25 protein-coding genes are annotated in these 21,923 nt (G+C 66.7%); 11 read left to right on the forward strand and 14 right to left on the reverse strand.

Features of this window, described 5'->3' with window-relative positions:
* Nucleotides 1-103 precede the first annotated feature (103 nt).
* Together NS2_RS15280 and NS2_RS15285 are read left to right on the forward strand one after the other, a co-directional pair.
* On the forward strand, nt 104-661 hold the full coding sequence (locus tag NS2_RS15280; RefSeq protein WP_033088223.1) for a PadR family transcriptional regulator: 558 nt from the start codon (nt 104-106) through the stop codon (nt 659-661).
* On the forward strand, nt 654-1,751 hold the full coding sequence (locus NS2_RS15285; protein ID WP_033088224.1) for an inositol-3-phosphate synthase: 1,098 nt from the start codon (nt 654-656) through the stop codon (nt 1,749-1,751). Before NS2_RS15280 ends, NS2_RS15285 begins: the two co-directional genes overlap by 8 nt.
* A 60-nt stretch (nt 1,752-1,811) precedes the next feature.
* Here NS2_RS15285 and NS2_RS15290 read toward each other — a convergent pair whose 3' ends face one another.
* The 6 genes from NS2_RS15290 to NS2_RS15315 form a co-directional block, all read right to left on the reverse strand.
* Nucleotides 1,812-2,237: a GyrI-like domain-containing protein gene (locus NS2_RS15290; protein ID WP_033088225.1), complete on the reverse strand. Its 426-nt coding sequence runs from the start codon at nt 2,235-2,237 to the stop codon at nt 1,812-1,814.
* Nucleotides 2,238-2,247: 10 nt separating this feature from the next.
* Nucleotides 2,248-2,703 carry a GyrI-like domain-containing protein gene (locus NS2_RS15295; RefSeq protein ID WP_033088226.1) on the reverse strand — a complete coding sequence of 152 codons (456 nt, stop codon included), beginning with the start codon at nt 2,701-2,703 and terminating at the stop codon, nt 2,248-2,250.
* A 315-nt stretch (nt 2,704-3,018) separates the two neighbouring features.
* Nucleotides 3,019-5,238 carry a transglycosylase domain-containing protein gene (locus tag NS2_RS15300; protein WP_033088227.1) on the reverse strand — a complete coding sequence of 740 codons (2,220 nt, stop codon included), beginning with the start codon at nt 5,236-5,238 and terminating at the stop codon, nt 3,019-3,021.
* Nucleotides 5,239-5,333: 95 nt separating this feature from the next.
* A complete protein-coding gene (locus NS2_RS15305) occupies nt 5,334-6,227 on the reverse strand; it encodes a carbohydrate ABC transporter permease (RefSeq protein WP_081985957.1) in 894 nt (297 codons plus the stop codon).
* On the reverse strand, nt 6,227-7,156 hold the full coding sequence (locus NS2_RS15310; RefSeq protein ID WP_155238932.1) for a carbohydrate ABC transporter permease: 930 nt from the start codon (nt 7,154-7,156) through the stop codon (nt 6,227-6,229). Before NS2_RS15310 ends, NS2_RS15305 begins: the two co-directional genes overlap by 1 nt.
* Before the next feature lie 150 nt (nt 7,157-7,306).
* Complete coding sequence (locus NS2_RS15315; protein WP_033088228.1) at nt 7,307-8,611, reverse strand: ABC transporter substrate-binding protein; 1,305 nt, start codon at nt 8,609-8,611, stop codon at nt 7,307-7,309.
* A gap of 148 nt (nt 8,612-8,759) precedes the next feature.
* On the opposite strand from NS2_RS15315, the gene NS2_RS15320 reads away from it, so the two are divergent.
* The 3 genes from NS2_RS15320 (at nt 8,760) to NS2_RS15330 (ending at nt 11,113) form a co-directional block, all read left to right on the forward strand.
* Nucleotides 8,760-9,602: a DUF2786 domain-containing protein gene (locus NS2_RS15320; RefSeq protein WP_228102564.1), complete on the forward strand. Its 843-nt coding sequence runs from the start codon at nt 8,760-8,762 to the stop codon at nt 9,600-9,602.
* Between the two features lie 11 nt (nt 9,603-9,613).
* Nucleotides 9,614-10,126 carry a TIGR04338 family metallohydrolase gene (locus tag NS2_RS15325; protein ID WP_033088230.1) on the forward strand — a complete coding sequence of 171 codons (513 nt, stop codon included), beginning with the start codon at nt 9,614-9,616 and terminating at the stop codon, nt 10,124-10,126.
* A gap of 162 nt (nt 10,127-10,288) precedes the next feature.
* Nucleotides 10,289-11,113 (forward strand): DUF6745 domain-containing protein, encoded by an 825-nt coding sequence (locus NS2_RS15330; protein ID WP_052086511.1) that lies wholly within the window; start codon nt 10,289-10,291, stop codon nt 11,111-11,113.
* On the opposite strand, the gene NS2_RS15335 is transcribed toward NS2_RS15330, so the two are convergent.
* The gene (locus tag NS2_RS15335; RefSeq protein WP_228102565.1) at nt 11,094-12,077 is read right to left on the reverse strand and encodes an o-succinylbenzoate synthase; all 984 of its coding nucleotides are present in this window, start codon (nt 12,075-12,077) and stop codon (nt 11,094-11,096) included. The two genes, NS2_RS15330 and NS2_RS15335, sit on opposite strands and share 20 nt — an antisense overlap.
* 142 nt (nt 12,078-12,219) lie before the next feature.
* Here NS2_RS15335 and NS2_RS15340 point away from each other — a divergent pair, with 142 nt between their 5' ends.
* Nucleotides 12,220-13,269 carry a hypothetical protein gene (locus tag NS2_RS15340; protein WP_143161492.1) on the forward strand — a complete coding sequence of 350 codons (1,050 nt, stop codon included), beginning with the start codon at nt 12,220-12,222 and terminating at the stop codon, nt 13,267-13,269.
* Between the two features lie 39 nt (nt 13,270-13,308).
* Complete coding sequence (locus NS2_RS15345) at nt 13,309-13,644, forward strand: hypothetical protein (RefSeq protein ID WP_033088232.1); 336 nt, start codon at nt 13,309-13,311, stop codon at nt 13,642-13,644.
* On the opposite strand, the gene NS2_RS15350 is transcribed toward NS2_RS15345, so the two are convergent.
* Both NS2_RS15350 and NS2_RS15355 read right to left on the reverse strand, forming a co-directional pair.
* Nucleotides 13,645-14,283, reverse strand: coding sequence for a Uma2 family endonuclease (locus NS2_RS15350; protein ID WP_158544169.1), 639 nt, complete (start codon nt 14,281-14,283; stop codon nt 13,645-13,647). It lies immediately after the preceding gene.
* A 111-nt stretch (nt 14,284-14,394) separates the two neighbouring features.
* Nucleotides 14,395-15,564: a thiolase family protein gene (locus NS2_RS15355; protein ID WP_147207190.1), complete on the reverse strand. Its 1,170-nt coding sequence runs from the start codon at nt 15,562-15,564 to the stop codon at nt 14,395-14,397.
* 123 nt (nt 15,565-15,687) lie between these two features.
* Between NS2_RS15355 and NS2_RS15360 the strand changes: the two genes are divergently transcribed.
* Nucleotides 15,688-16,188 (forward strand): winged helix-turn-helix transcriptional regulator, encoded by a 501-nt coding sequence (locus NS2_RS15360; RefSeq protein ID WP_033088250.1) that lies wholly within the window; start codon nt 15,688-15,690, stop codon nt 16,186-16,188.
* A gap of 10 nt (nt 16,189-16,198) precedes the next feature.
* On the opposite strand, the gene NS2_RS15365 is transcribed toward NS2_RS15360, so the two are convergent.
* Together NS2_RS15365 and NS2_RS38440 are read right to left on the reverse strand one after the other, a co-directional pair.
* Entirely contained in the window at nt 16,199-17,269 is a 1,071-nt protein-coding gene (locus NS2_RS15365) for an ABC transporter ATP-binding protein (protein ID WP_033088234.1), read from the reverse strand.
* Between the two features lie 91 nt (nt 17,270-17,360).
* A complete protein-coding gene (locus NS2_RS38440) occupies nt 17,361-17,864 on the reverse strand; it encodes a tyrosine-type recombinase/integrase (protein WP_083608407.1) in 504 nt (167 codons plus the stop codon).
* Here NS2_RS38440 and NS2_RS38445 point away from each other — a divergent pair.
* The gene (locus tag NS2_RS38445; protein WP_158544170.1) at nt 17,779-18,288 is read left to right on the forward strand and encodes a DUF3631 domain-containing protein; all 510 of its coding nucleotides are present in this window, start codon (nt 17,779-17,781) and stop codon (nt 18,286-18,288) included. The genes NS2_RS38440 and NS2_RS38445 overlap by 86 nt on opposite strands.
* 205 nt (nt 18,289-18,493) lie before the next feature.
* Here NS2_RS38445 and NS2_RS15380 read toward each other — a convergent pair whose 3' ends face one another.
* Nucleotides 18,494-19,165: a DUF5753 domain-containing protein gene (locus tag NS2_RS15380; protein WP_143161493.1), complete on the reverse strand. Its 672-nt coding sequence runs from the start codon at nt 19,163-19,165 to the stop codon at nt 18,494-18,496.
* 242 nt (nt 19,166-19,407) lie between these two features.
* Nucleotides 19,408-19,944: a hypothetical protein gene (locus NS2_RS15385; RefSeq protein ID WP_228102566.1), complete on the reverse strand. Its 537-nt coding sequence runs from the start codon at nt 19,942-19,944 to the stop codon at nt 19,408-19,410.
* A gap of 47 nt (nt 19,945-19,991) precedes the next feature.
* Here NS2_RS15385 and NS2_RS15390 point away from each other — a divergent pair, with 47 nt between their 5' ends.
* Together NS2_RS15390 and NS2_RS15395 are read left to right on the forward strand one after the other, a co-directional pair.
* Entirely contained in the window at nt 19,992-20,804 is an 813-nt protein-coding gene (locus tag NS2_RS15390) for a DUF5919 domain-containing protein (protein WP_197707880.1), read from the forward strand.
* Between the two features lie 10 nt (nt 20,805-20,814).
* The gene (locus NS2_RS15395; protein ID WP_033088236.1) at nt 20,815-21,282 is read left to right on the forward strand and encodes an NUDIX hydrolase; all 468 of its coding nucleotides are present in this window, start codon (nt 20,815-20,817) and stop codon (nt 21,280-21,282) included.
* Nucleotides 21,283-21,455: 173 nt separating this feature from the next.
* On the opposite strand, the gene NS2_RS15400 is transcribed toward NS2_RS15395, so the two are convergent.
* A partial coding sequence (locus NS2_RS15400; RefSeq protein WP_147207191.1) for an integrase core domain-containing protein occupies nt 21,456-21,923 on the reverse strand: 468 nt, incomplete at its 5' end.

Consider the following 21,923-nt stretch of genomic DNA (forward strand, 5'->3'; position numbering starts at 1 on the left):
CCGCATCGCGTGAACGCGCGCAGAACTATATCGGCGCGATATAGTTTGGAACTGCATCCATCGGTTAGGTTCGCAACACACAACAGTCAGGAGGTGAAGCCCGGTGCTGGAACTGGCGATCCTCGGGCTGCTCCTCGAATCACCGATGCACGGCTACGAGTTGCGTAAGCGACTCACCGGTCTGCTCGGCCCTTTCCGGGCCTTCTCCTACGGGTCGCTGTATCCGACCCTGCGGCGCATGCAGTCCGACGGCCTCATCGCGGAGGAGAGTCCGCAGGGATTGGCCACCCGCCGTGCGCGGCGGGTCTACCAACTGACTGAGCCCGGCCGCGAGCGGTTCGCCGAACTGCTCGCCGACACCGGGCCGCAGAACTACACCGACGACGGCTTCGGCGTTCATCTGGCCTTCTTCAGCCGCACCCCCGCGGAAGCGCGGATGCGAATCCTGGAGGGGCGGCGGAGGCAGGTCGAGGAGCGCCGAGAAGGACTGCGGGAAGCCATAAAGCGCGCCAGCGGGCAACTGGACCGCTATACCCGCCAGCTCCATCAACTCGGTCTCGAATCAAGCGAGCGCGAAGTGCGCTGGCTCAACGAGTTGATTGCCGCAGAGCAATCGACGAAGGCGGCACCACAGAAAGAGGGAAATATCGGCCATGAGTGAGATCAACACCGAAGTACGGGTGGCCATCGTCGGCGTGGGCAACTGCGCGTCTTCCCTGGTTCAGGGCGTGCAGTACTACAAGGACGCCGACGAGGATTCGACGGTCCCCGGTCTCATGCACGTGAAGTTCGGTCCCTACCACGTCCGCGATGTGAAGTTCGTCGCCGCGTTCGACGTCGACGCCAAGAAGGTCGGCTTCGACCTGTCCGACGCGATCAACGCCAGCGAGAACAACACCATCAAGATCTCCGACGTGCCGCCGTCGGGTATCACCGTGCAGCGCGGTCCGACGCTGGACGGCATCGGCAAGTACTACGCGCAGACCATCGAGCTGTCCGAGGCCGAGCCGGTCGACGTGGTGCAGGTCCTGAAGGACAACAAGGTCGATGTCCTGGTGTCCTACCTTCCGGTCGGTTCGGAAGAGGCCGACAAGTTCTACGCGCAGTGCGCCATCGACGCGGGCGTGGCCTTCGTCAACGCGCTGCCGGTGTTCATCGCCTCCGACCCGGTCTGGGCCCAGAAGTTCGTCGACGCGGGCATCCCGATCGTCGGCGACGACATCAAGTCCCAGGTCGGCGCGACCATCACCCACCGCGTGATGGCCAAGCTGTTCGAGGACCGCGGCGTCGTGCTGGACCGCACCTACCAGCTCAATGTCGGCGGCAACATGGACTTCAAGAACATGCTCGAGCGCGAGCGGCTGGAGTCCAAGAAGGTCTCCAAGACCCAGGCCGTGACCTCCAACCTCGAGGGTCCCCTCGCGGGCAAGGTGCACGACCGCAACGTGCACATCGGCCCGTCGGACTACGTGGAGTGGCTCGACGACCGCAAGTGGGCCTACGTCCGGCTCGAGGGCCGTGCCTTCGGCGACGTGCCGCTGAACCTGGAGTACAAGCTTGAGGTGTGGGACTCGCCGAACTCGGCGGGCATCATCATCGACGCGGTGCGCGCGGCCAAGATCGCCAAGGATCGCGGCATCGGCGGACCCGTCATCCCGGCCTCGGCCTACCTGATGAAGTCCCCGCCGAAGCAGCTCGCGGACGACGTCGCCCGCGCTCAGCTGGAAGCGTTCATCATCGGGGCCGAGTAAGACTCCCGGAACGTGAAGGGCGGCATCGCGAATAGCGATGCCGCCCTTTGTCGTTCGATCTCAGTCGAGGGAGACGTACACCTCGACCGAGGTCGGTCCGGTGTAGCGCTCGATCTCCGCGGTGTGCGAGCGGGTGATCGTCCCCGCGTTCTCGGCCTTGGCGACCTTGGCCCACGCGGTGCGCAAAAGATCGTAAGGCTTGTCCGACACAACGAATTTCGCGTAGCGGCCCGCCGGGATGCGGGTCACCACATCGCCGGTGTCGAGGTCGGCCAGGCCCGAAAGCTGGTATCCCAGAACGGCTACCGCGTGATCGTTCTGGCCGATGTAGGCGGCCACGCGCTCGGCCTTCTTCTCGCGGGCCAGGTAGCGGTCCCAGGTGAAGTTGACCAGATCCAGGTCGCGGGCGGTGACCTCGCGGCCCGCCAGGGGGATGGTCAGGCCGCCGACCAGGAACTCCTCCAGGGTGATGATCTCGAAGTCCACAGCAGCTCCCCTACCCCTCGGCGCTGGGATCCAGCGCGACGAAAACCTCTACCGTCCGGTTGTCCGGATAGTGCTCGAAATCTCCGGTGTACGCGCGCACCAAGGTACCGGCCGCCTCGAGGTCCCAGACCGTGCGCCAGATCGACACGATGATATCGCCGAGATTGTCGCCGGTGCGAATGAAGCGGGCGAATTTACCGGCCGGGATACGAGCGAGTACATCCCCGGGCAATAGGTCGTCCAGCTTCTTGCATTCGTAGCCGACGATATGCGTCAGATACGAACCGATCTCGGGTGCGTGATCCACATACGCGGTCGCGGGCGGACCGGGCAGATCGCGTGCCATATTGTGCTTCCAGGCCTCCTGGACCTTCGCGCGGCGCGGTCCTTCGACCGCGAGTGCCGGGCTGCGTAGCACCGTTCCGGCTACCAGCGTTTCGTGGCGTTCAACGACATTGAAATCCACCGGCGTCGCCCCTATGTCTCGTGCTGTCTCCGACCCCACCCTGCTCCCAACCCGCATCCTGCCACCGACCCCCGGAGTCATTGAAGCCGGTAGCGGTCTCCACAATATCCGTGGCCGACCATAAGTGGGCACAGTAGCCACGAAACATGATCAACAGGACATCACAATGCCGCCTCCCCGGGCCTTCAGCGCCCGGCTGAGAGCCGTCGGAGTCGTGCACGCGTGCCGACGGTCGGGAGCCGAATCCATTTTGGACGTACCCGGGGAGTTACCCCGACCGTCGCGAAATCAGTTGCCGCCTTGGCATACGCAACCCTATCCGGGCACAGGGATACTGAGGCCGGGGAAGATTTCCACCTCCTTTGGAGTGGGGGCAGGGGGGATGACGAGGACCGGCTCTTGTTGGGGGGCCGCGGGGCCGGGGTTGAGGATGTCGTAATTGCCGTTGCCGGGCGGCATTCCGGCGATTTGTTCGGGGTTGGGGAATTGGTCCACGGGGGTGGCTTCGAGGGCGGTGTCCATGGTTTGTTTCCACAGGTCGGCGGGCAGGCCGGAACCGTAGATGGCCGCGCCGCGGGCGGTGCGGATGGGTTGGGACTGTTCGGTTCCCACCCAGACCGCGGTCGAGAGCGCGGGGGTGAAGCCGACCATCCAGGCGTCCTTGTTCTGGCCGGTGCTGCCGAGCTGGGTGGTGCCGGTCTTGGCGGCCGACGGGCGGCCGCCGGCCAGATTGTGACCGTTGGAGTAGGCGGCGATGGGCAGCATGGCCTGGGTCACAGTGTCGGCGACCACGGTTTGGATGCGCTGCTCGGACTTGCGCGGGTCCTTGCCGCGGTCGAGCAGCACGCGGCCGTCGCCGGTGAGCACCTTCTGCACGAAGTACGGAGCGCGGTAGGCGCCGGAGGCAGCCAGGGTGGCGTAGGCCGAGGCCATGTCGATGGGCCGCACCGAGTACGCGCCCAGCACGATGGCGGGCAGCGGCGGGCCGCCGTCCTCGGTGAGCGTCTTGCCCGGCACGCCCGGGATCTGATCGGGGATACCGGCCTGATGTGCCGCATTGGCAATGGCTTTCGGGCCCTCGAACAGGCTTTGCGACAGGCGGTAGAAGCTGGTGTTGAGCGAGCGTTTGAACGCCTCGCCCAGCGAGCAGGTGCCGCAGGACTCGCCGCCCACGTTCTGGATCTTCTCGCCGTTCACCGTGAGCGGTTCGCTGTCGAGCTTGTAGGACAGCGGAATACCCTGCTCCAGCGCGGCCAGCACCGCGAAAGTCTTGAAGGCGGAACCGGTTTGCAGCGGGGCCTGCGCGAAGTCGAAGCCGATGCCGTCGGGGCCGCCGTAGTAGGCGCGCACCGCGCCCGAGCGCGGGTCGATCGACACCACGGCGGTGCGCAATTCGCCGGGCTGCCCGCCCAGCACGTTCCCGACCGCGTTCAGCGCGCCCTGCTGGGCCTTGGCGTCGATGGTCGTGATGATCTGCAGCGCACCGGTGTTCAGCTCGTGCTCGCTGATGCCGGAGGCGCGCAGCTCGCGCAGCACCTGGGCGCGGATCAGCCCCTCGGGACCGCGCGGGGTGCTGTCGTCCACCTCGGTGACCGGCACGATGTTCGGGAATACGGTGGCCGCGCGCTCATTACGGTTCAGCACGCGCATCCCCACCATGCCGTCGAGCACGTAGGCCCAGCGGGCCCGCAGCTGGTCGAGATGGTTCTCCGGGTCCAGCAGGGACGGGGTGCGGATCACCGAGGCCAGCACCGCGCCCTCGGCCAGCGTCAGTTCGGGGGTGGCCTTGCCGAAGTACGCCTTGGCCGCGGCCGAGATGCCGTACGCGCCGCGACCGTAGTAGATGGTGTTGAGGTAGGCGGCGAGAATGTCGTCCTTGCTCCATTCGCGGGCCATCTTGGCGGAGATGATGAGCTCGCGCATCTTGCGGCTGAGCGTGCGTTCGGAACTGAGGAAGGCGTTCTTCACGTACTGCTGGGTGATCGTGGAGCCGCCGCCCGCGTCGTCGCGGCCGAGCAGGTTGTCGCGGGCCGCGCGCAGGAACGCGGAGGTGGAATAGCCGGGGTTGGTGTAGAAGTCGCGGTCCTCGGCCGAGAGCACCGCCAGCCGCACCGGCTCGGGCACGTCGGCCAGCGGCACCGGCACCCGATTGCCTTCGGGCGGAACGACCTTCGCGATGACGGTATTGCCATCGGAGGTGAGGATGGTGGCGATCTGGTTGGTCTGCACCGTATTCGGGTCGGGGATCTCCGCGCTCCAGTAGGCGATGCCCATGAGCGTGGTCGGCATGACCACCAGCACCAGGAACAGCGCCAGGATCAGCCGCCGGATGCGCTGGCCGCGGGTGCGGCGCGGGCGCAGGGACGGCTCGGGCTGCCTGGGGGCCTTGGGCGGCTTGGCGCGTCGCCGCGGGCGGCTGTGCGATGGGTGTGCCTGCCGCCGGGCGGCCGCGTTCGCGAGCTCGTTCCACCCCGCCTCGGTCCCGTACGGTGCCGGTTCGCCGCGACGTCGCTTACGGGACGAGCTCACGAGCATCTCCTTCCGGAGCGTCGAAAAAGCTGGTGTCAGGGGACGATCGCCGGGGACCGACCCGCGGCGCGACCCATGCTAATCGACGTTACCGGGTGCCCCTAGCTCTTCACGCCGCCCGCGGTGAGGCCGGAGATGATGCGGCGCTGGAACAGCAGCACCATGATGACCAGCGGGATGGTGACGATGGTGCCCGCGGCCATGATCGCGCCGTAGGGCGGCACCTTCGACCCGTTGTTGCCGCCGAAGTGCGCGACCGCCACTGTCACCGGCGCGGTGGCGTCCGAGGACAGCAGGTTGGCCAGCAGGAATTCGTTGACCGCCGCGATGAAGGCCAGGATGGCGGTGGTGAAAACGGCCGGCGCGGCCAGCGGCAGCATGATCAGCCGGAAGGCCTGGAAGCGGGACGCGCCGTCGATGCGGGCGGCTTCCTCCAGCTCCCACGGCAGTTCGCTGAAGAACGAGGACAGGATGTAGACCGTCATCGGCAGCACGAACGAGATGTTCGGAATGATCATCGCCTGGTAGTGCCCGTACCAGCCGAGGTCGGTGAACAGCTGGAACAGCGGCGTCGCCAGCACCACGACCGGGAACATCGACGCCGACAGGATCAGCCCCGACACCAGGTACTTGCCGCGGAAGGTCAGGCGGGCCAATGCGTACGCGGCCATGACGCCGAGCAGCAGCGCGATCGCCGTGGTGGCCGCGCCGATGATGACGCTGTTGCCCAGTGCGCGAGCGAAATTGGTGCCGCGGCTGGTGTCGAAGGCGGTGCGGAAGTTCTCCAGCGTCAGATGGGTCGGCCACGGGGTGTTGTCGAAGATGTAGGCCGGGCTGCGCAGCGCGGTGACGACCATCCAGTAGAACGGCGCCAGACCCCAGACCAGCACGATCAGCGCGCCCAGGTAGACCTTGCCCGAGGTGAGCCGCTTGCCCCACGAGACCGCTTGCCGCACCGGCTTGTTCGCCGTTTCGTCGATGGCGTTCGTGCTCATCAGTGCGCCTCCCGCTGTTCTTCCTGGGTGCGAACGGCGTTGGCGCCCAATCCCTTCACCAGCACGAACGCGACCGCGAAGATGAGCAGGAAGGTGATCACCGACAGCGCCGACGCGCTGTTGGCGCCGGAGCGGGACTGCTCCACCACCAGCATCGAGATGGTGCGGGTGGCCCCGAGGTTCTGGGTCATGATGGCGGGCAGGTCGTACAGGCGCAGCGCGTCCATGGTGCGGAACAGCACCGCGACCAGCAGCGCGGGCTTGAGCAGCGGCATGGTGATGTGCCGGAACCGCTGCCAGGCGGACGCGCCGTCCACCCGGGCGGCCTCGTACACGTCGCCCGGAATCACCTGCAGCCCGGCCAGAATCAGCAGCGCCATGAACGGCGTGGTCTTCCAGACGTCGGCGATGATGACCGCGAAGCGGGCGGGCCAGCCGTCGGTGGTCCACACGATGTGGGTGCCGAACACCCGGTTCACCACGCCGTCGTACTGGAACATGAACTCCCACAACCGCGCCGTGACCGCGGTGGGAATGGCCCACGGGATCAGCACGGCCGCGCGCAGCAGGGCCCGGCCCTTGAAGGTCTTGCCCATGATCATGGCCATGCCCAGGCCGATGGTGGCCTCGAGAGTGACGGTGATGACCGTGAAGAACAGCGTCACGCCCACGGCGGCCCAGAATTCGGAGCCGCCGTTGCCGGTGGGGCAGGACACCGTCTCGCCGAGCGAGTTGGTGCACTGCTGCAGCAGCCAGTGCGTGTAGTTGCTGAATCCGGCGCCGCCGCCCTCCACGAACATGCCCGTGGACTTGTCGATGCCGGCGTCCTTCTGGAAGGACATGATCACGGCGCGAACCACCGGGTATCCGACCACCACGGCCAGTGCCAGCAGCACCGGCGTGACGAACAGCCACGCCCGGGCGGTCAGGCCGAGGAACGGCTCGCGCCGCTTCGGTGCGACCTTTCGCGGCTCGGGCGTGATGTTCGGTTGGGACACTTCGGATTCCACGGTCGCTCCCGGAGGACGTGACACCTTTACTCTTCTCCTACGGGGGTGGGCTCGGCTTGCGAGTACACCTTACGATCCGGCGGTCTCGATGCCCTTCTGCATCCCGGTAATCGCGTCGTCGACCGACTTGGTGCCCTGCAGGGCGGCGAAGGCGTTCTCCTGGATGGCCTTCGAGACGGCCGGGTAGAACGGGGTCACCGGGCGCGGCACCGCGGAGGCGATGGAGTCCTTGAGCGCGGGCAGGTACGGCATCTTGGCGATCAGGGCCGGGTCGTCGTACACCGAGGCGCGCACCGACGGCAGGGCGCCCTGGGCCACGATGTGCTGGGCGTCCTCGCTGATCAGGTAGCGCAGGAAGTCCAGCGCGGTGGCCTTGTTCTTGGAGAAGGCGCTGATGGCGGCGTTGTAGCCACCCAGGGTGGAGGTGCCGATGCCGTCCTTGCCGGGCAGCGGGGCGACCCCGAACTTGTCCTTCACCGCGGAGGTGTCCGAGCCGGCGTCACCGAAGGAGGACGGCCAGCCGCGCATGAACATGAGCTTGCCGCTGACGAACGCGTTCTGGGACTCCGTCTCCTTGAAGGAGAGGGCCTCCTTGGGCATGTCGTCGTTCTTGTAGGCGTCGACCAGGGTCTGCAGGCCCTGCTTGGCCTGCGGGGTGTTGACGGTCGGGGTCTTGCCGTCGGGGCCCACGAAGCTGCCGCCGAAGGCGTTGATGACCTCGGCGGTGTTCACGGTCAGACCCTCGTAGGGGGCCAACTGGCCTGCGTAGCAGCCGATTCCGGCTTCCTTGGCCTTCGGGCACATGGAGATCATCTCGGCCCAGGTCTTGGGGGCCTCGGCCGCCAGGTCCTTGCGGTAGAACAGCAGGCCGCCGTTGGTGTTGCGCGGGGCCGCGTAGAGGGTGCCGTTGTAGGTGGCCGAGGCCACCGGCGGCGAGAGCAGGGTGGAGGTGTCGATGGCGAAGGAGTCCTTCAGCGGCTGGATCCAGCCCTTGGCGGCGAACTCCGCGGTCCACGGCACGTCCAGTGCGACCACGTCGTAGTCCGACGCCTTGGCCTGCATGTGCTGCTTGAGGTCGTCGTACTGCTGGGAGGCGTCGCTGGACTGCTCCTTGAACGTCACCTTCTCATCGGGGTGGGCGGCGTTCCAGCGGTCGATGAGCTGCTTGACCGCACCGGTCTCGGTGGTGTCCTTGCCCTCCACGTAGGTGATCGGGCCACGGCCGGTGAGGTTCTCGGTGGTGGAGCCCGAACCGCCGCTGCCGCTGGAACATCCGGTGGCGAGCGTCGCCGTCAGCAAGGCCGCCGATGTCACGGCCAAAACGGCACGCGGCACCAACGTCGATCGTAGGGACGACACCTTCTTCAAAGCCATCGCGAATACTCCAGGGTCGAGACGTGAGCGGCGGCACACCCAGCCGGTTGCACAAGGGAAGATACATGGTGGAGGTTCCACGCGCGGGGACTACCTGGTCACTCGGGCGATGACCACGCGATGGCCGGTGCCGCTAGGCTGTGTCGCGATGTCTTCTCAGGACAAGATGCTCACTCGGATCGGCGGGTTGCTGCGGCAGGCCGAATCGACCGACAACGAGCATGAAGCCGAAGCGTTTCTGGCCGCTGCGCAGCGGCTTGCGACCGGTTCCTCGGTGGATCTGGCCGTGGCGCGGGCGCATATCGCGAATCGGGAGCGGCGGCCCACGCCGACCCAGCGGGTGATTCCCATCGGCGAGGCCGGAAAACGCGGGTTGCGAACCTATGTGCAGCTGTTCGTGGCCATCGCCGCCGCCAATGACGTGCGCTGCGATGTGGCGCGCACCTCGACGACGCTGTACGCCTACGGATTCGATACCGATATCGACACCTGCGAGGCGCTGTACACGAGCCTGCTGATCCAGATGGTGCGGGCCTCGGACCAGTACATCAAGTCGGGGGCCTACAAGACGGCCACCACCGAGAAGGTCGTGATCGAGCGCCGGTACGGCCGGACCTTCCACCGTCCCGTGGAGGTGCCGGTGGCCGCGGTGACGGCGCGGCTGAACTTCCAGATGGCCTTCGCCTCCCGCATCGGCCGCCGCCTGGCCGAGGTCAAGGCGGACGTGGAGACCGCGGCGGTCGAGGCCGACGCCGCCGAATCCACGCCCACCGGAACGGCGCTCGCGCTGCGGAACAAGGAACTCGAGCTCACCGACTTCTACTCCCGCACCTCCGAGGCGCGCGGCACCTGGCGCGGCCCGCAGGCCTCGGCCGGATACTCGGCGGCCGCGCGGCGGGCCGGGGACCGGGCGGGCAAGGCCGCGCGGCTCGGTAACTCGCCGGAGCTGGGCGGGGCGCGCGGGCAGCTGCCGCGCGGCACGGGCGAATAGCGCGGGCGCGCATGGCGGAGCGGGATGCGCAGCGGTCCCGGGTGTACGACGCCGAGGGGCTGGTGCGCGGAATGTTCGACCGCGCCGACGAATTCGGGGTGCGGACCGTCGAGTTGCACGGGTCGCGGATCACGCTGCCGATCGAGCGGCGGTTCGCGTCGGTGGAGTCGGTGCAGACCTACGTGGACCGGGTGCTGGGGTTGAATTGGGTTCGCGCGCAGTGGGATCGGGCTACCGTTGCGGTCACCGTGCGGGCTCGGGCCGGTGCGAAGGCGGCGCACTACGAAACCGGGCACGCGGTGCTCGCGATTCCGTTGCATGTGCGTGGAAATGCCTGGGCGCTACGCGAACTGGTGATCCTGCACGAGCTGGCCCATCACCTGGAACCCGAATCGGACGAGGTGGCGGCGCACGGGCCCGAATTCTGTGGCCGCTATATCGAATTGGTGGACGGTGTCATCGGGCCGGAAGCGGCCCTGGTGTTGCGCACCACAATGTATTCCTGCGGAATCCGTATTGCCTGATCGCCGCGACGGTGTCATGATCGAGTACATGATCTCCATCTCCAGAAAGGCGCTGCGCGCCTCGGCGCGGTGAACCGCGCACTCTCCCCGCGGCATTCGACCGACCGCGGGATTCCCCTGGTAGAACGTCTCGAAGCAGCATTTCGGCTGCGTGATGACTGGTTGCGGATCGGCACGAGTACCGAACCCGCGGACCGGGATACCGCACAACGCGCGGTCATCGAGATATACCGATTACTCGACGAACCACCACCCGAATTCATCTGGGTGGATTCACCGGCGGCGGCCGCGGGGCTGGTGCGGGCGGAGCCCGATGAATCCGTCCGCGGCCATGGAAAACTTCCCCCGTCCGGAATTCCCTTCCGGCGCTGGCCATTTTCACAAAGACTCACCGCACTGAAATTCGAGTTGCGGCATCGGCTGGCCGCGCAACTCGATCCGCGGCGTATGCCGTGGGAGCCGCCGCCGGGAAAAACGAAACGGGAATGGCCCGTCTCGAGGCTGCCCGAACTGTTGGCCAAGGGTGTCCGGCACGACTGGATCCTCGAGGTGATGGTGCGCGAACCCTTGCAGGAAACCCTGCGAGACAACGTCTATCACCCCGCGCGTGCGGCCCTGCTGGGGCCGGAGGGCCGGTGTGTCGATGCCGCCGGGTACGAGCAGTACGACACCTGGGCCGCCGCATTCCACGATCTGTGCCGGACGGTCGGATTCGTCGAGTATCGCGACAATGACGCCCGCCACCTGGATCAATGGGTGCGCCTGGCCCGCACGACCGGATGGTGGTGGCCGGGACAGCGGCGGTGCGTCATGGCCGAACGGCCCACCGCTGTGCACGTCGAACCGCAGCCGGGCGCGTTGTACGGGCAACTGCGGCTGCACCGGTTCGACGGTCCTGCGGTCGAATATGCCGACGGGGCAGAGGTTTTCGCTCGGAGCGGGATCCTCGTGCGGGATCGGACGAAGGTCAGGGCAGCAGTTTCCTGACCCGGGCCAGGCGCTGCCGCCACCAGTCGACTCGTTCGGAGTCGGGGTGGCGGTAGCGCTCCAGCAATTCCGGGTCCGGGGTCGGCGCGCTGCGGGGAACCTGGAGGTAGCCGTCGATCGGGCGCAGCGGTTCGGTCACGACGTCGCCGGTGAGCAGGGACAAGGTGTCCAGGCCGCAGGCGAAGTCGAGATGGGGCAGCGCACCGGCGAGGGCGATCTGGGCGGCCAGGCCGACGCTGGTCTCCAAGGCCGAGGACACCAGACAGGGCAGTCCGGCGGCGTCGGCGACCTCGAGGGCACGCCGGACACCGCCCAGCGGAGTGCATTTCAGCACCGCCACATCGGCCGCGCCCGCCACCGCCACGCGCAGCGGATCCTCGGCGCGGCGGATGGATTCGTCGGCGGCGATGCGGACGTCGACCTGCTTGCGCACCCGCGCCAGTTCCTCGATCGTCCGGCAAGGCTGCTCGACATATTCCAAACCACCCGCCGCGCGGTCGATTTCCCGGATCCGGGCGACCGCCGTGTCCGCATCCCACACCGCATTGGCGTCGACGCGCACCGCGCCGCCGGGCCCGAGCGCGTCGCGCACGGTCGCCACCCGGTCCAGATCCTCGCGCCGCGAGTCCGGATGGTCGGCGCCCTTCACCTTCGCGGTGCGGCAGCCCGACGCGATCACAATCTCGCGGGCGCGCTCCGGCCCGACCGCGGGAACGATGCAGTTGACCGGCACCCGATCCCGTACCGGTTCCGGCCAGCCCAGCGTCGCCTGTTCCACGGCCGTGGCCAGCCAGGCGGCCGCCTCGCGGTCGTCGTATTCGGGAAATGCGCAGAACTCGCCCCACCCGTTCGGCCCGGGAATCAGCATCCCCTCGCGAACGGTGATCCCCCGGAACCGGGTTCGCATGGGGATCGCGTAGACCACCGCCGACTCGAAATCCACCGCATCGCCGCTGTCGCTCACGCCCCGACCCTACCGATCGGCCGCACCCGGCAAGGGTGGCGGTGGAGCTGCAATGGTGGCGGTGTGGCTCACAGCCCGTCAGAATTTCGGGTGAAACCGATGCCCGGTTTCGCAGACCTGCACTTGGGGGAGACCGCAGCACATGAATCCGCCCAATGAGCCCCGCCGCGCCGCCGCGGACAATGGGCCCGCCTCCGACCAGGGATTTCCCCCGCCGCCGCCCCGCGCCCCGGGCGGTCCCACGGCCGGCCCGCGCGACCCGGCAGGACCGACCGTGCCCAAGGGCGGTCGGCAGACTCCACCGCCACCCGTGCCGCCGCAGCCACCGAGCGGGGTACCCGGCGCGCCGCGGCCGCTTCCGCTCGATCCGGCCGGGCCGACCCTGCCCAAGGGCGGCCGGCAGGCCCCGCCGCCACCCGTGCCGCCGCAGCCGCCCAGCGGTGCTCCCGGCCGAAATGCCGGTGGCCCAACGCGTTCGGCCGTGCCGGTACGGCCGCAGCCGCCCGCCGGGCCGCCGCGTGGTTCGCGCCAACCCATGCCCGGCGGTCCCGCCAACCCGGCCTACGGTGGCGGGCCGGGTTACGTGGACCGGGGCGCACCCATGGGTCCCGGCGTCCCCCCGTACGTCGTGGGCACGCCGACCGAGGTGGTCAGCGCGCCGAATCGTCCTGCCGGTGAGGCTGTTTCGCCGGAGGCGTGGGCCCCGGCCGGTGGGCCGTACGGGCCGGGCGCTCCCGGCCCCGTCCTCGGTGAGAACGACCAGACCATGCCCGCCAAGCTACCCACTGCGGAGGCCGCCGCGGCTCCGCCCGAGGCCGCCCAGGCGCGTAAACCGGTGCGCCGCAGGGATATCGCGGTGGCCGGGCTGCTCTACGTGGTCGGGGTCGCCGCCGCCTTCGGCTTCGCCTATGACCTGTTCGCCAAGCTCTTCGACCTGGTCCACAACCGCTGCGCCCTACAGAAGAAGGACTTCACGGTGCAGTGCGACGTGATCCGCCCACCCGCATCGGCCCTGTGGGGCTTGCTGATCGGCGGTGGCGGCATGTTCATGGCCCTGGTCGCCGCGCTGGTCCTCACCGCGGTCGCCGCCATGACCGGCCGCCGCGCCTGGACCTACACCGCCATCGCCCTCCCGGTCATCCTGCTGGCCGGTGGCGCCGGACACGTGCTGGTGGCCACCGCCATCAAGTGATTCACCACCCGGCGCGTGCGAACCGGGCACCCTGAAACGGTGGCCGAATGGCGGCGACCGCCGATCACAGTCGCGGATTTCGTTGCCACCGTGTTGATCTACACGGTGGCCTGCCTCGCGGCCTGGACGCTGGCCGGACTCGTGCCCGACTACCGCACCCTGTTCCCGCCCGACGCCGACACCCGCTACCTACCCCTGGCCTACGCCGTGGCATGGCTGGGAATCGGATTGACGCTCTTGATCATTCCGCTCTGGATGATCCACGCCATCCGCCTCCGCCGAAGAGCCTGGACCACCGCCATAGTGGCCTTTCCACTCCTGGCCGAGGCATGGGTACTGGGCTTGCTTACCGCCATCGTCGCGGTTCCACCCTGATCAATCGAGCCCGTCGTCGAGCTCCTCCCACGTCAACCGGACCGGGAAGGGGACGAGAGTATCGATGGCCACGCCGAAATGGTCGGCCCTGGTTCGACGTTCATCCACCGCATATCGGCCCGCGGAATTGAGTGTCAGCATTTCGACGGAGACCGCCGGGCCGTCGTCGTTGGCCATTCGAACGATCCAATAGTGCTGAATACCGTACCGGGCGTACTCGGCCCGTTTGTCGATGGTGTCGGCAGTGATCGTACTGGGGGATACCACCTCTACGACCAGGACCGTGTCGGCAATCGTGGGCTTGGTCTTCCAGCGGGGCCGAGGCTGTTCGACGCACCGATAGACAATTGCGTCGGGCCGCTTGTAATGAAATGGAACCTCGGAAACCAGCATGTCGACGTCGTGATTCACGCGTAGACATGGTTGTCGATCCGCCCGCCGTGACTCGCCCTCGGCGAGCGCCCGTCGGATGTTGTAGGAGATGACGTTGTGATTCGGCGACGGCGATTCGCAGAAGACGATCATCCCGTCCTTGATCTCGACCGATCTGGACATGTCCTCGGGCATCGCCAGGTAGTCGTCCATGTCGACGGTCATGATGTAGGTCTTCGGCGAAGACCAATCGAACGCTTCCGACACAGTGGTCATCCTTCGGCTCGGGGATCCTCGCCATCGTACGTCTCGGACCTGCCGCGATGGCGGCCGAGACGCACGATGCCGGACCTGCCTCCGCGCAGGGTTGTGAGTTGCTCAGAGGCGTTCGTAGATGGTGGCGTTGGCCAGGCCGCCTGCCTCGCACATGGTTTGGAGGCCGTAGCGGGCGCCGCGGTCGTGCATGGCGTGGACGAGGGTGGTGGCCAGGCGGGCGCCGGAGGCTCCCAGGGGGTGGCCGAGGGCGATGGCGCCGCCGTTGACGTTGACCTTGGACAGGTCGGCGCCGGTGTCGTGAGCCCAGGCCAGGACCACCGAGGAGAAGGCCTCGTTGACTTCGAACAGGTCGATGTCGGAGAGGTCGAGTCCGGCTCGGGTCAAGACCTTTCGGGTGGCGGGGATGACGGCGGTGAGCATGAGCAGCGGGTCGTCGCCGGCCACCGCGAAGCTGTGCAGGCGGGCCAGGGGGCGCAGGCCGAGTCGGGCGGCGCGTTCGCTGGTCATGATGAGGGTGGCGGCGCTGCCGTCGTTGATGGGGCTGGAGTTGGCGGCCGTGATGCTCCAATCGATCTGGGGGAAGCGGGCGGCCATTTCCTCGCTGTAGAAGGCGGGGCGCAGGGCTCCCAGGGTGTCGAGGGTGCTGCCGAGGCGGATGCCCTCGTCGTCGGTCAGGCCACCGTAGGGGGTGAGCTGGGCCTCGAAGGAGCCGTTCTTGGTTGCGGTGGCGGCCTTTTCGTGGCTGGTCAGGGCGAACTCGTCGAGTTGGGTGCGGGTCAGGCCCCACTTGGCGGCGATGAGTTCGGCGCTGATGCCCTGCGGGACCAGGCCCTCGGGGTAGCGTTCGGCGAAGCCCACCCCGGCGATGTCCTCGGCGCCGATCAGGTTGGCCCCCCTGGGAACCCGGCTCATGGATTCCACGCCCGCGGCGACCACGATGTCGTAGGCCCCGGCGATGACGCCCTGGGCGGCGAAGTGGATGGCCTGCTGGCTGCTGCCGCACTGGCGGTCCACCGTGGTGGCGGGGACGGATTCGGGGTATCCGGCGGCCAGGGCCGCGCGGCGGGTCAGGTTCGAGCCCTGCTCGCCGACCTGGGTGACCACGCCGCCGATCACGTCGTCGATCAGGACCGGATCGATCTCGCTGCGCCGCACCACTTCGCGCAGGCTGTGGGCGAGCAGGTCGGCCGGGTGGACACCGTGCAGGCCACCGGCGGCCTTGCCCGTGCCGATCGGGGTGCGGACCGCTTCGACGATGACTGCGTCTCTCATGACGTTCCTTCCAGGCGCGCCGCCCCGGAATGGAATCCGACAACGGCGTCTGACTTGATCGTTCTATAGTCAGATTAGGGGCTGGCCATAGTTAGGGCAAGTCAGCAAGGTATGATGTACGCCATGTCGGCCGTAATGGAAGGAAAACTCAGCGACCTCGGCTCGTGGAAGCCCGAGGGCTGCTCGATCGCCAAGGCGATGGACATCGTGGGCACCCGCTCGGCGATCCTCATCCTGCGCGAGTCGTATTACGGCACGACCAGGTTCGACGGGTTCGCGGCCCGCGTGGGGATCACCGACGCGGCGGCCTCGACCGCGTTGCGCAAGCTGGTCGAGGCCGGGCTGCTGGAGAAGCGGCCGTATCAGGAAGAGGGCAAGCGCACCCGCAACGAATACATCCTCACCCCGATGGGGCTGGATCTGCTGCCCGCGGTCGTCGCGCTGTGGCAGTGGGGTGACAAGTACCTCCAGGACGGCACCGCGCCACTGGAACGGCTGGAGGATTCCACCGGCGAGCCGGTGCGCGCCGAACTGCGCAGCGCCTCGGGAAACCAAGTCCCACTGGAGAATCTGCGCGTCCGGGTGAACGAGGAATGGCGGCGCAAACGCCGCCGCCATTCCTGAGTCTCGCCCGTCAGTGCAGGCGGCGTCCGTCCTCCGGGTGGAAGAAGTAGGTGTGGTCCGCATCCGACACCAGCGCGAGGCGGGCGCCCTTGGCCGGCGGGTGCCGCCAATCCACCCGCGCCACAATGGTTTCCCCGTCGCCGAGGGTGCGGCCGTAGATGTAGGCGTCGGAACCGAGCTCCTCGACCACATCGACCTCCATGGCGATCCCCGCCCCGTCGCCGACCGGCTCCAGGTGCTCGGGCCGGATGCCCACGACCACGCGCTCGCCGGTGACGGCGGCGACCGCCCGGGGCAGCGGCAGCGGGCAACCACCCAGGGTGACCGACCCATTGGTGACCGGCAGGGTGAACAGATTCATCGCGGGCGAGCCCATGAACCCGGCCACGAACAGGTTGGCCGGATCGCGGTACAGGTCACGCGGTGACGCACACTGCTGCAACAGGCCGTCCTTGAGCACCGCCACCCGATCACCCATGGTCATGGCCTCGACCTGATCGTGGGTGACATACACGGTCGTGGTCCCCAACCGCCGCTGCAACTGCGCGATCTGCGTACGGGTCTGCACCCGCAACTTCGCATCCAGGTTCGACAGCGGCTCGTCCATCAGGAACACCTGCGGCTGCCGCACGATCGCCCGCCCCATGGCGACACGCTGCCGCTGACCACCGGACAACGCCTTGGGCTTCCGATCCAGATACGGCTCCAGATCCAGCAGCTTGGCCGCCTCCAGCACCCGCTGCCGACGCTCCTCCTTGGACACCTTCGCCATCTTCAACGCGAAGCCCATGTTCTCGGCCACGCTCATATGCGGATACAGCGCATAGTTCTGGAACACCATCGCGATATCGCGTTCCTTGGGCTCCGCATGAGTAACGTCGTTGTCCCCGATCAGGATCCGCCCGTGACTCACCTCCTCGAGCCCCGCAAGCATGCGCAACGATGTGGATTTCCCACACCCGGAAGGCCCGACCAAAACCAGAAATTCGCCATCCGCGATCTCCAGATCCAGCGCATCCACAGCGGGCTTGTTCCCGCCCGGATAAAGCCGGGTGGCCTTGTCGAAAGTCACCGTTGCCACGGTTGAACACTTCCCTTCACCGGCAGGAACGTGCCGGACGATCCGTTGTAGAGGGGGTCTTGCTTGGTTACTGGCAGGTCAGCGCCACATTTCAGGCCGCCTTGTCGATCTTGTCGGGTTCGGTGACAAGATTTTGACAAGGAGTGACCGCTTCGTACAGCTTGCGCATCGCGTTCGCGACCCGATCGAGGTCGTCGTCGAACAGGTCCGCATAGGTATTCAGCGTCTCCGACTTGTCCTTGTGGCCCAGCATCCTGGACAGCGCCATCACATTAGCCCCAGCCGAGATCGCCAGCGAGGCGCACGTGTGCCGCAGATCGTGCGGAGTGATCTCTTGGACCGCCCCGATGAACCACCCGTTGTAGGAATGCGGCCGAGTCATGAGTGTTGCGCGGCCGTTCTGGACGAGGTACGCGGACTCATCACCGAGTACTGCGCGGTGGCAGACAAGGCCGGCGGGCAATGGTCGCACACCGCGTGCTGCCGCTGCGTTCACAGTGTCCGACGTCGTGGACGACAACGAGGCCACCTCACCGCATGTGAAGCTGCTCGCGGACATCCGCGAGGTGTTCAACGCTAGGGGGTCCTCGTTCATCAAATCCCAAACCCTGTGCGCCTACCTGCGGAGCATGGAGGAATCACCCTGGGAGACGTGGGAATTGACCCCATCGCGGCTCGGCCATCGGCTCGAGGAATACGGGCTCGAGACCGGGCACAACCTCGACAGGACCGAACGCGGGTACCGGCTGGTCGATTTCCTCAACGCCTTCGCCCATTACCTGCCCCCGCTCCCCGAAAGGCGTCCGAACCCGTCCAACCCGGCCAGAACCTCGCTGACATGCGCGAACTCCCGGACACCTTGCCCCTCGAAGACACGTCCGCCGAGGCAAAGGTGTCCAAGGATCACCGCAGTTCAAACTCGGTACAGACGCTTCCGGACGGCTTGGGACGGCTTCCCGGCAGGGCGGGCCAATGCCCGAAGTGTGGTGGTTCGTCCGCACCGGGTGAGCACTGGCTGATCTGCTTGGCGTGCCAGCACGCGGGCAGATGGCCGACCGAGTGCATGGTGTGCCACAACCCGCTGCCACCGCAGGTGCGCTGCGTCGCCCACCCCGCATGCCGCGTCAACGTTCTCGACACCGCCGCCTGAATCAGTAACTGCTCCAACACCGAGCCCCTGCGCTGGCACCACTCCGGTCCTGGCGCAGGGGGCTTGCGTCGTATTCAGGGCTTGGTTTCGATTCGTCGTGGGCGGTGGCCGGATCGGTGTGTTTCGGCGGCTGCTTCGATCAATTGCCGGGCCGCGTTGCCGAAGACTGCTTGCCTGGTCAGGATGTCGAAGGTCTTGGCGTGCAGGGCGATCCCTTCCGGTTCGGTGACGATGATCTCTCCGCCGACAGCTTCGGTGGAAGCTTTCGTGTCGTCATGGATGAGGAATCCTGTTGTCGGTGCCAGGAATCGGGCGTCCATCGGCACGATCCCGAGACTGAGCCGAGGGTTGTCGGCCGCGTTCACCAGGTGCTCCAGTTGTTCGGTCATGACGTCGTGTGTGTCGACCGTGCGATAGAGCACCCATTCCCCGATCAGGAACCGGAACTCGTGGCCGTCTTGGGTGAGGATCTGCTGCCGCTGCATCCGCGTCGCCACGACGGTCTCGAGATCACTCGGTATGCCGAGGACATCGATGCAGGCGCGCAGGATCGCTCGCGCGTACGGCTCTGTCCGGAGCAGTCCGATGATGACCTCAGGCTGCCAGTCGCGGATCAGACGTGTGCGCGCTTCTTCCCCCAGGATGGATCGTTGCAGAGGCGCGAGCCCGGATGAGCAATCGTGTTGCCATGTGCGGTACTGCATCGGAGTCCCCTTCGTGTGGGTATCCGTCTCGATACTGCTCATCGAGCGTAAGACGTTGTTGTGGTGCATGTTTCGGTTTCCGGGTGCTGTGCTTCACGCCATCGGGTACTCAACGGAGAACCCCAGCCCTCTCCTGCGGCTGGGGGTCTCTACGGGGCGAGGACTCCGCACGGTTGCATTCGGGGCCGAGTCCTCTCGCGAAATGCGTTGTGAAGCAACGCCTATGTTGTCCTGAAGTCGGTGATGATCACCCCCGTTCGGGCTTCCCGAGCCTTCGGAGTGGTCTATGCCCCGTCAGCTTGGACGGGCGGCAGGTCCCGCAGCGGGAGCATGGAGCCCCGGGCGTACGTCTCTTCGGGATGGACCGTGATTACGTCGAGTTGCTTCACCAGCGAGCCGGGTATCTGTCCGCCCTCGAAGTGGTTCGGACCGGGGACTATGACTGCCTCGGCATCCAACCGAGTCGCTTGTGCCTTCAGGCGGGCCAGCGGCGGTCGTCCGGATTTGGGATCGAAGACGATCAATCCGCAGAAGTCGTACCCGAATCGTTCAGCGAGCCTTCGCACTTGGGTTTCGTCCCACAGTTGGGAGATGCCGGACACATTGCATCGCAGGTACCCGAGTGCCGCTGGCCTGTACCGCATGACTGCCCCTTTGTCGTCCGATCCGATCAGCGCGCCGCGTCCGGGGAATTCCAGGTAAAACCCCGCGTAGTCGTCCGCATCGTCCTCGGTGGCCTGGAGTTCGAACACACCGCCGGGGAACTGGTAGATCCGAGTGCGCTTCATCACGACCCCTGTTCCGTCGCTGGTCAGAGCCATCGTGGCGGCAAAGAGCGGGATCTTGTAACCGCGTTTGGAACCGGCCCATGGACGTCCTGGGACGTTTTCGGCGTCCCGTAGCGATTTCCTTGCCGACGGTCGGTGCGTCGGTTTCCATGGAGACTGTGAACATCCGGCTGCAAAACGTGCTGCTCCAGCGGGGTATCCGTCCCGAGGTGCTGGCCGAGGTGTGCGAAGTGGACCCGAAAACAGTCAGCCGATGGCTCGGCGGCAGGGTGCCGTATCCGAAGCACCGCAGGAGCGTTGCCCAGCACCTTCGTATAGGGGAGGAGTTCCTGTGGCCGCCGGTTCCGGAGGCAACACCGGTTCCCAGGAATGCCGAGTTGGTCGCCACCTACCCGAACCGCGCTGATGTTCCTCGGGATGTGTGGTTGTCCCTGCTGCGCAGCGCAACCGAGCAGATCGATGTACTCGTCTTCTCCGGAACACTCATCGTGCAGTCGAACCCGATGGTCGTGAAGATGCTGTCCGCGCAGGCAGCCCAGGGCGTTCGCATCCGTCTGTGCTTCGGGAACCCCAACGGCGAAGCGGTTGCCACTCGCGGCCATGAGGAAGGTATCGGCGACACCCTTTCCGCGAAAGTCCGTGCCTCGCTTACCTACTATCGGCCGCTACTGTCCGAGGAACGCTGCGAAATTCGGCTGCATAACACGACGCTGTACCGCTCGCTGTTCCGGTACGACGAAAACATGCTGGTCAACCCACATATCTGGGGGCAGCCCGCGAGCGCCAACCCGGTGTTCCAACTCAAACGCGTCAACGACGCCGCGTGGTTCGACAGCTACGCCCAAAGCTTCGAAACCATCTGGGCTACCGCCCAGCCGTGGTTACCCCAATGAAAGGTTGCTCATGGGCAGGATCGAGTACTACCACGACCCGAAGGCCCCGAAGCCGAATTCCCTTGTGGTGGCGTGCAATCTACTTGTTACTGATGACTCCGGGGCGATCCTCCTTCAGCGTCGCCGCGACACCGGCCAATGGGCGTTACCAGGTGGAGCCATGGACTTGGGGGAGACTGCTGCGGAGTGCGCGATCCGGGAGTGCCGGGAGGAGACCGGGATAACGGCCGAGATCACCGGATTCCTTGGCGTGTACAGCAACCCGAATCACATCGTCGCCTACACCGATGGCGAGATTCGTCAGCAGTACGAGAACTGCTACATCGGCCGACCGGTCAGCGGAACACCGACCATCAACGAGGAAGCCGACGGGGTGACCTTCGTCCGCACTGAAGACCTGGACCGATACGACATCCACCCGAGCATGCGTCAGCAGATTGGCGACTTCCTTTCAGGGAGCTACCCCTACCTGGGGTGAGCGCCCATTGCTTCCTCGGTGCGGAAAACGGCCTCGAGGATGTTCGTTGCAGCGCACTGCATGAACCGACCGACTGTGGTGTCACGGCCGTAGCGGGTGAGGATTTCGTGTATCCGATTCGCCGCGGTGGTCGGCTCGCCGTCTGAGGTTCCCCCCGAACGGTGGACAGATGTTTACGCAGCGTTCGCTGCGTCTGTCTCCAGAGACCGCTCGTAGCGGATGGGGCTGATTCCACCGATGGCGGAGTGCCTGCGGGTAGTGTTGTAGCGGTCGACCCATTTGTCAACTGCGGCAACGAGTTCGGCCTTGCAGGTGAAGGTGTGTCGGTAGTAGAACTCGTGCTTGAAGGTCGACCACAACGATTCGGCGGGGCTGTTGTCCCAGCATATGCCGGTGGCACCCATCGACCGGCGCAGGCCGTGGCGGGCGCAGGCTTTCGTGGTCAGTCCGGCGGTGAACTCGCCGCCGCGGTCCGAATGCAGGATCGTGCCGCGCACCCCTCCACCGCGCACGGCGACGGCCGCCTCGATCGCGGCCTCGACCACGTCCGAGCCGATGTGGTCGGCGACCACGTGCCCGAGTACCCGCCGCGTGTGCCCGTCCCGGATCGCACACAGGTACATGTCACCCTCACCGCAGTT

This window comes from Nocardia seriolae NBRC 15557 (assembly GCF_007990715.1).
Taxonomy (GTDB): domain Bacteria; phylum Actinomycetota; class Actinomycetes; order Mycobacteriales; family Mycobacteriaceae; genus Nocardia; species Nocardia seriolae.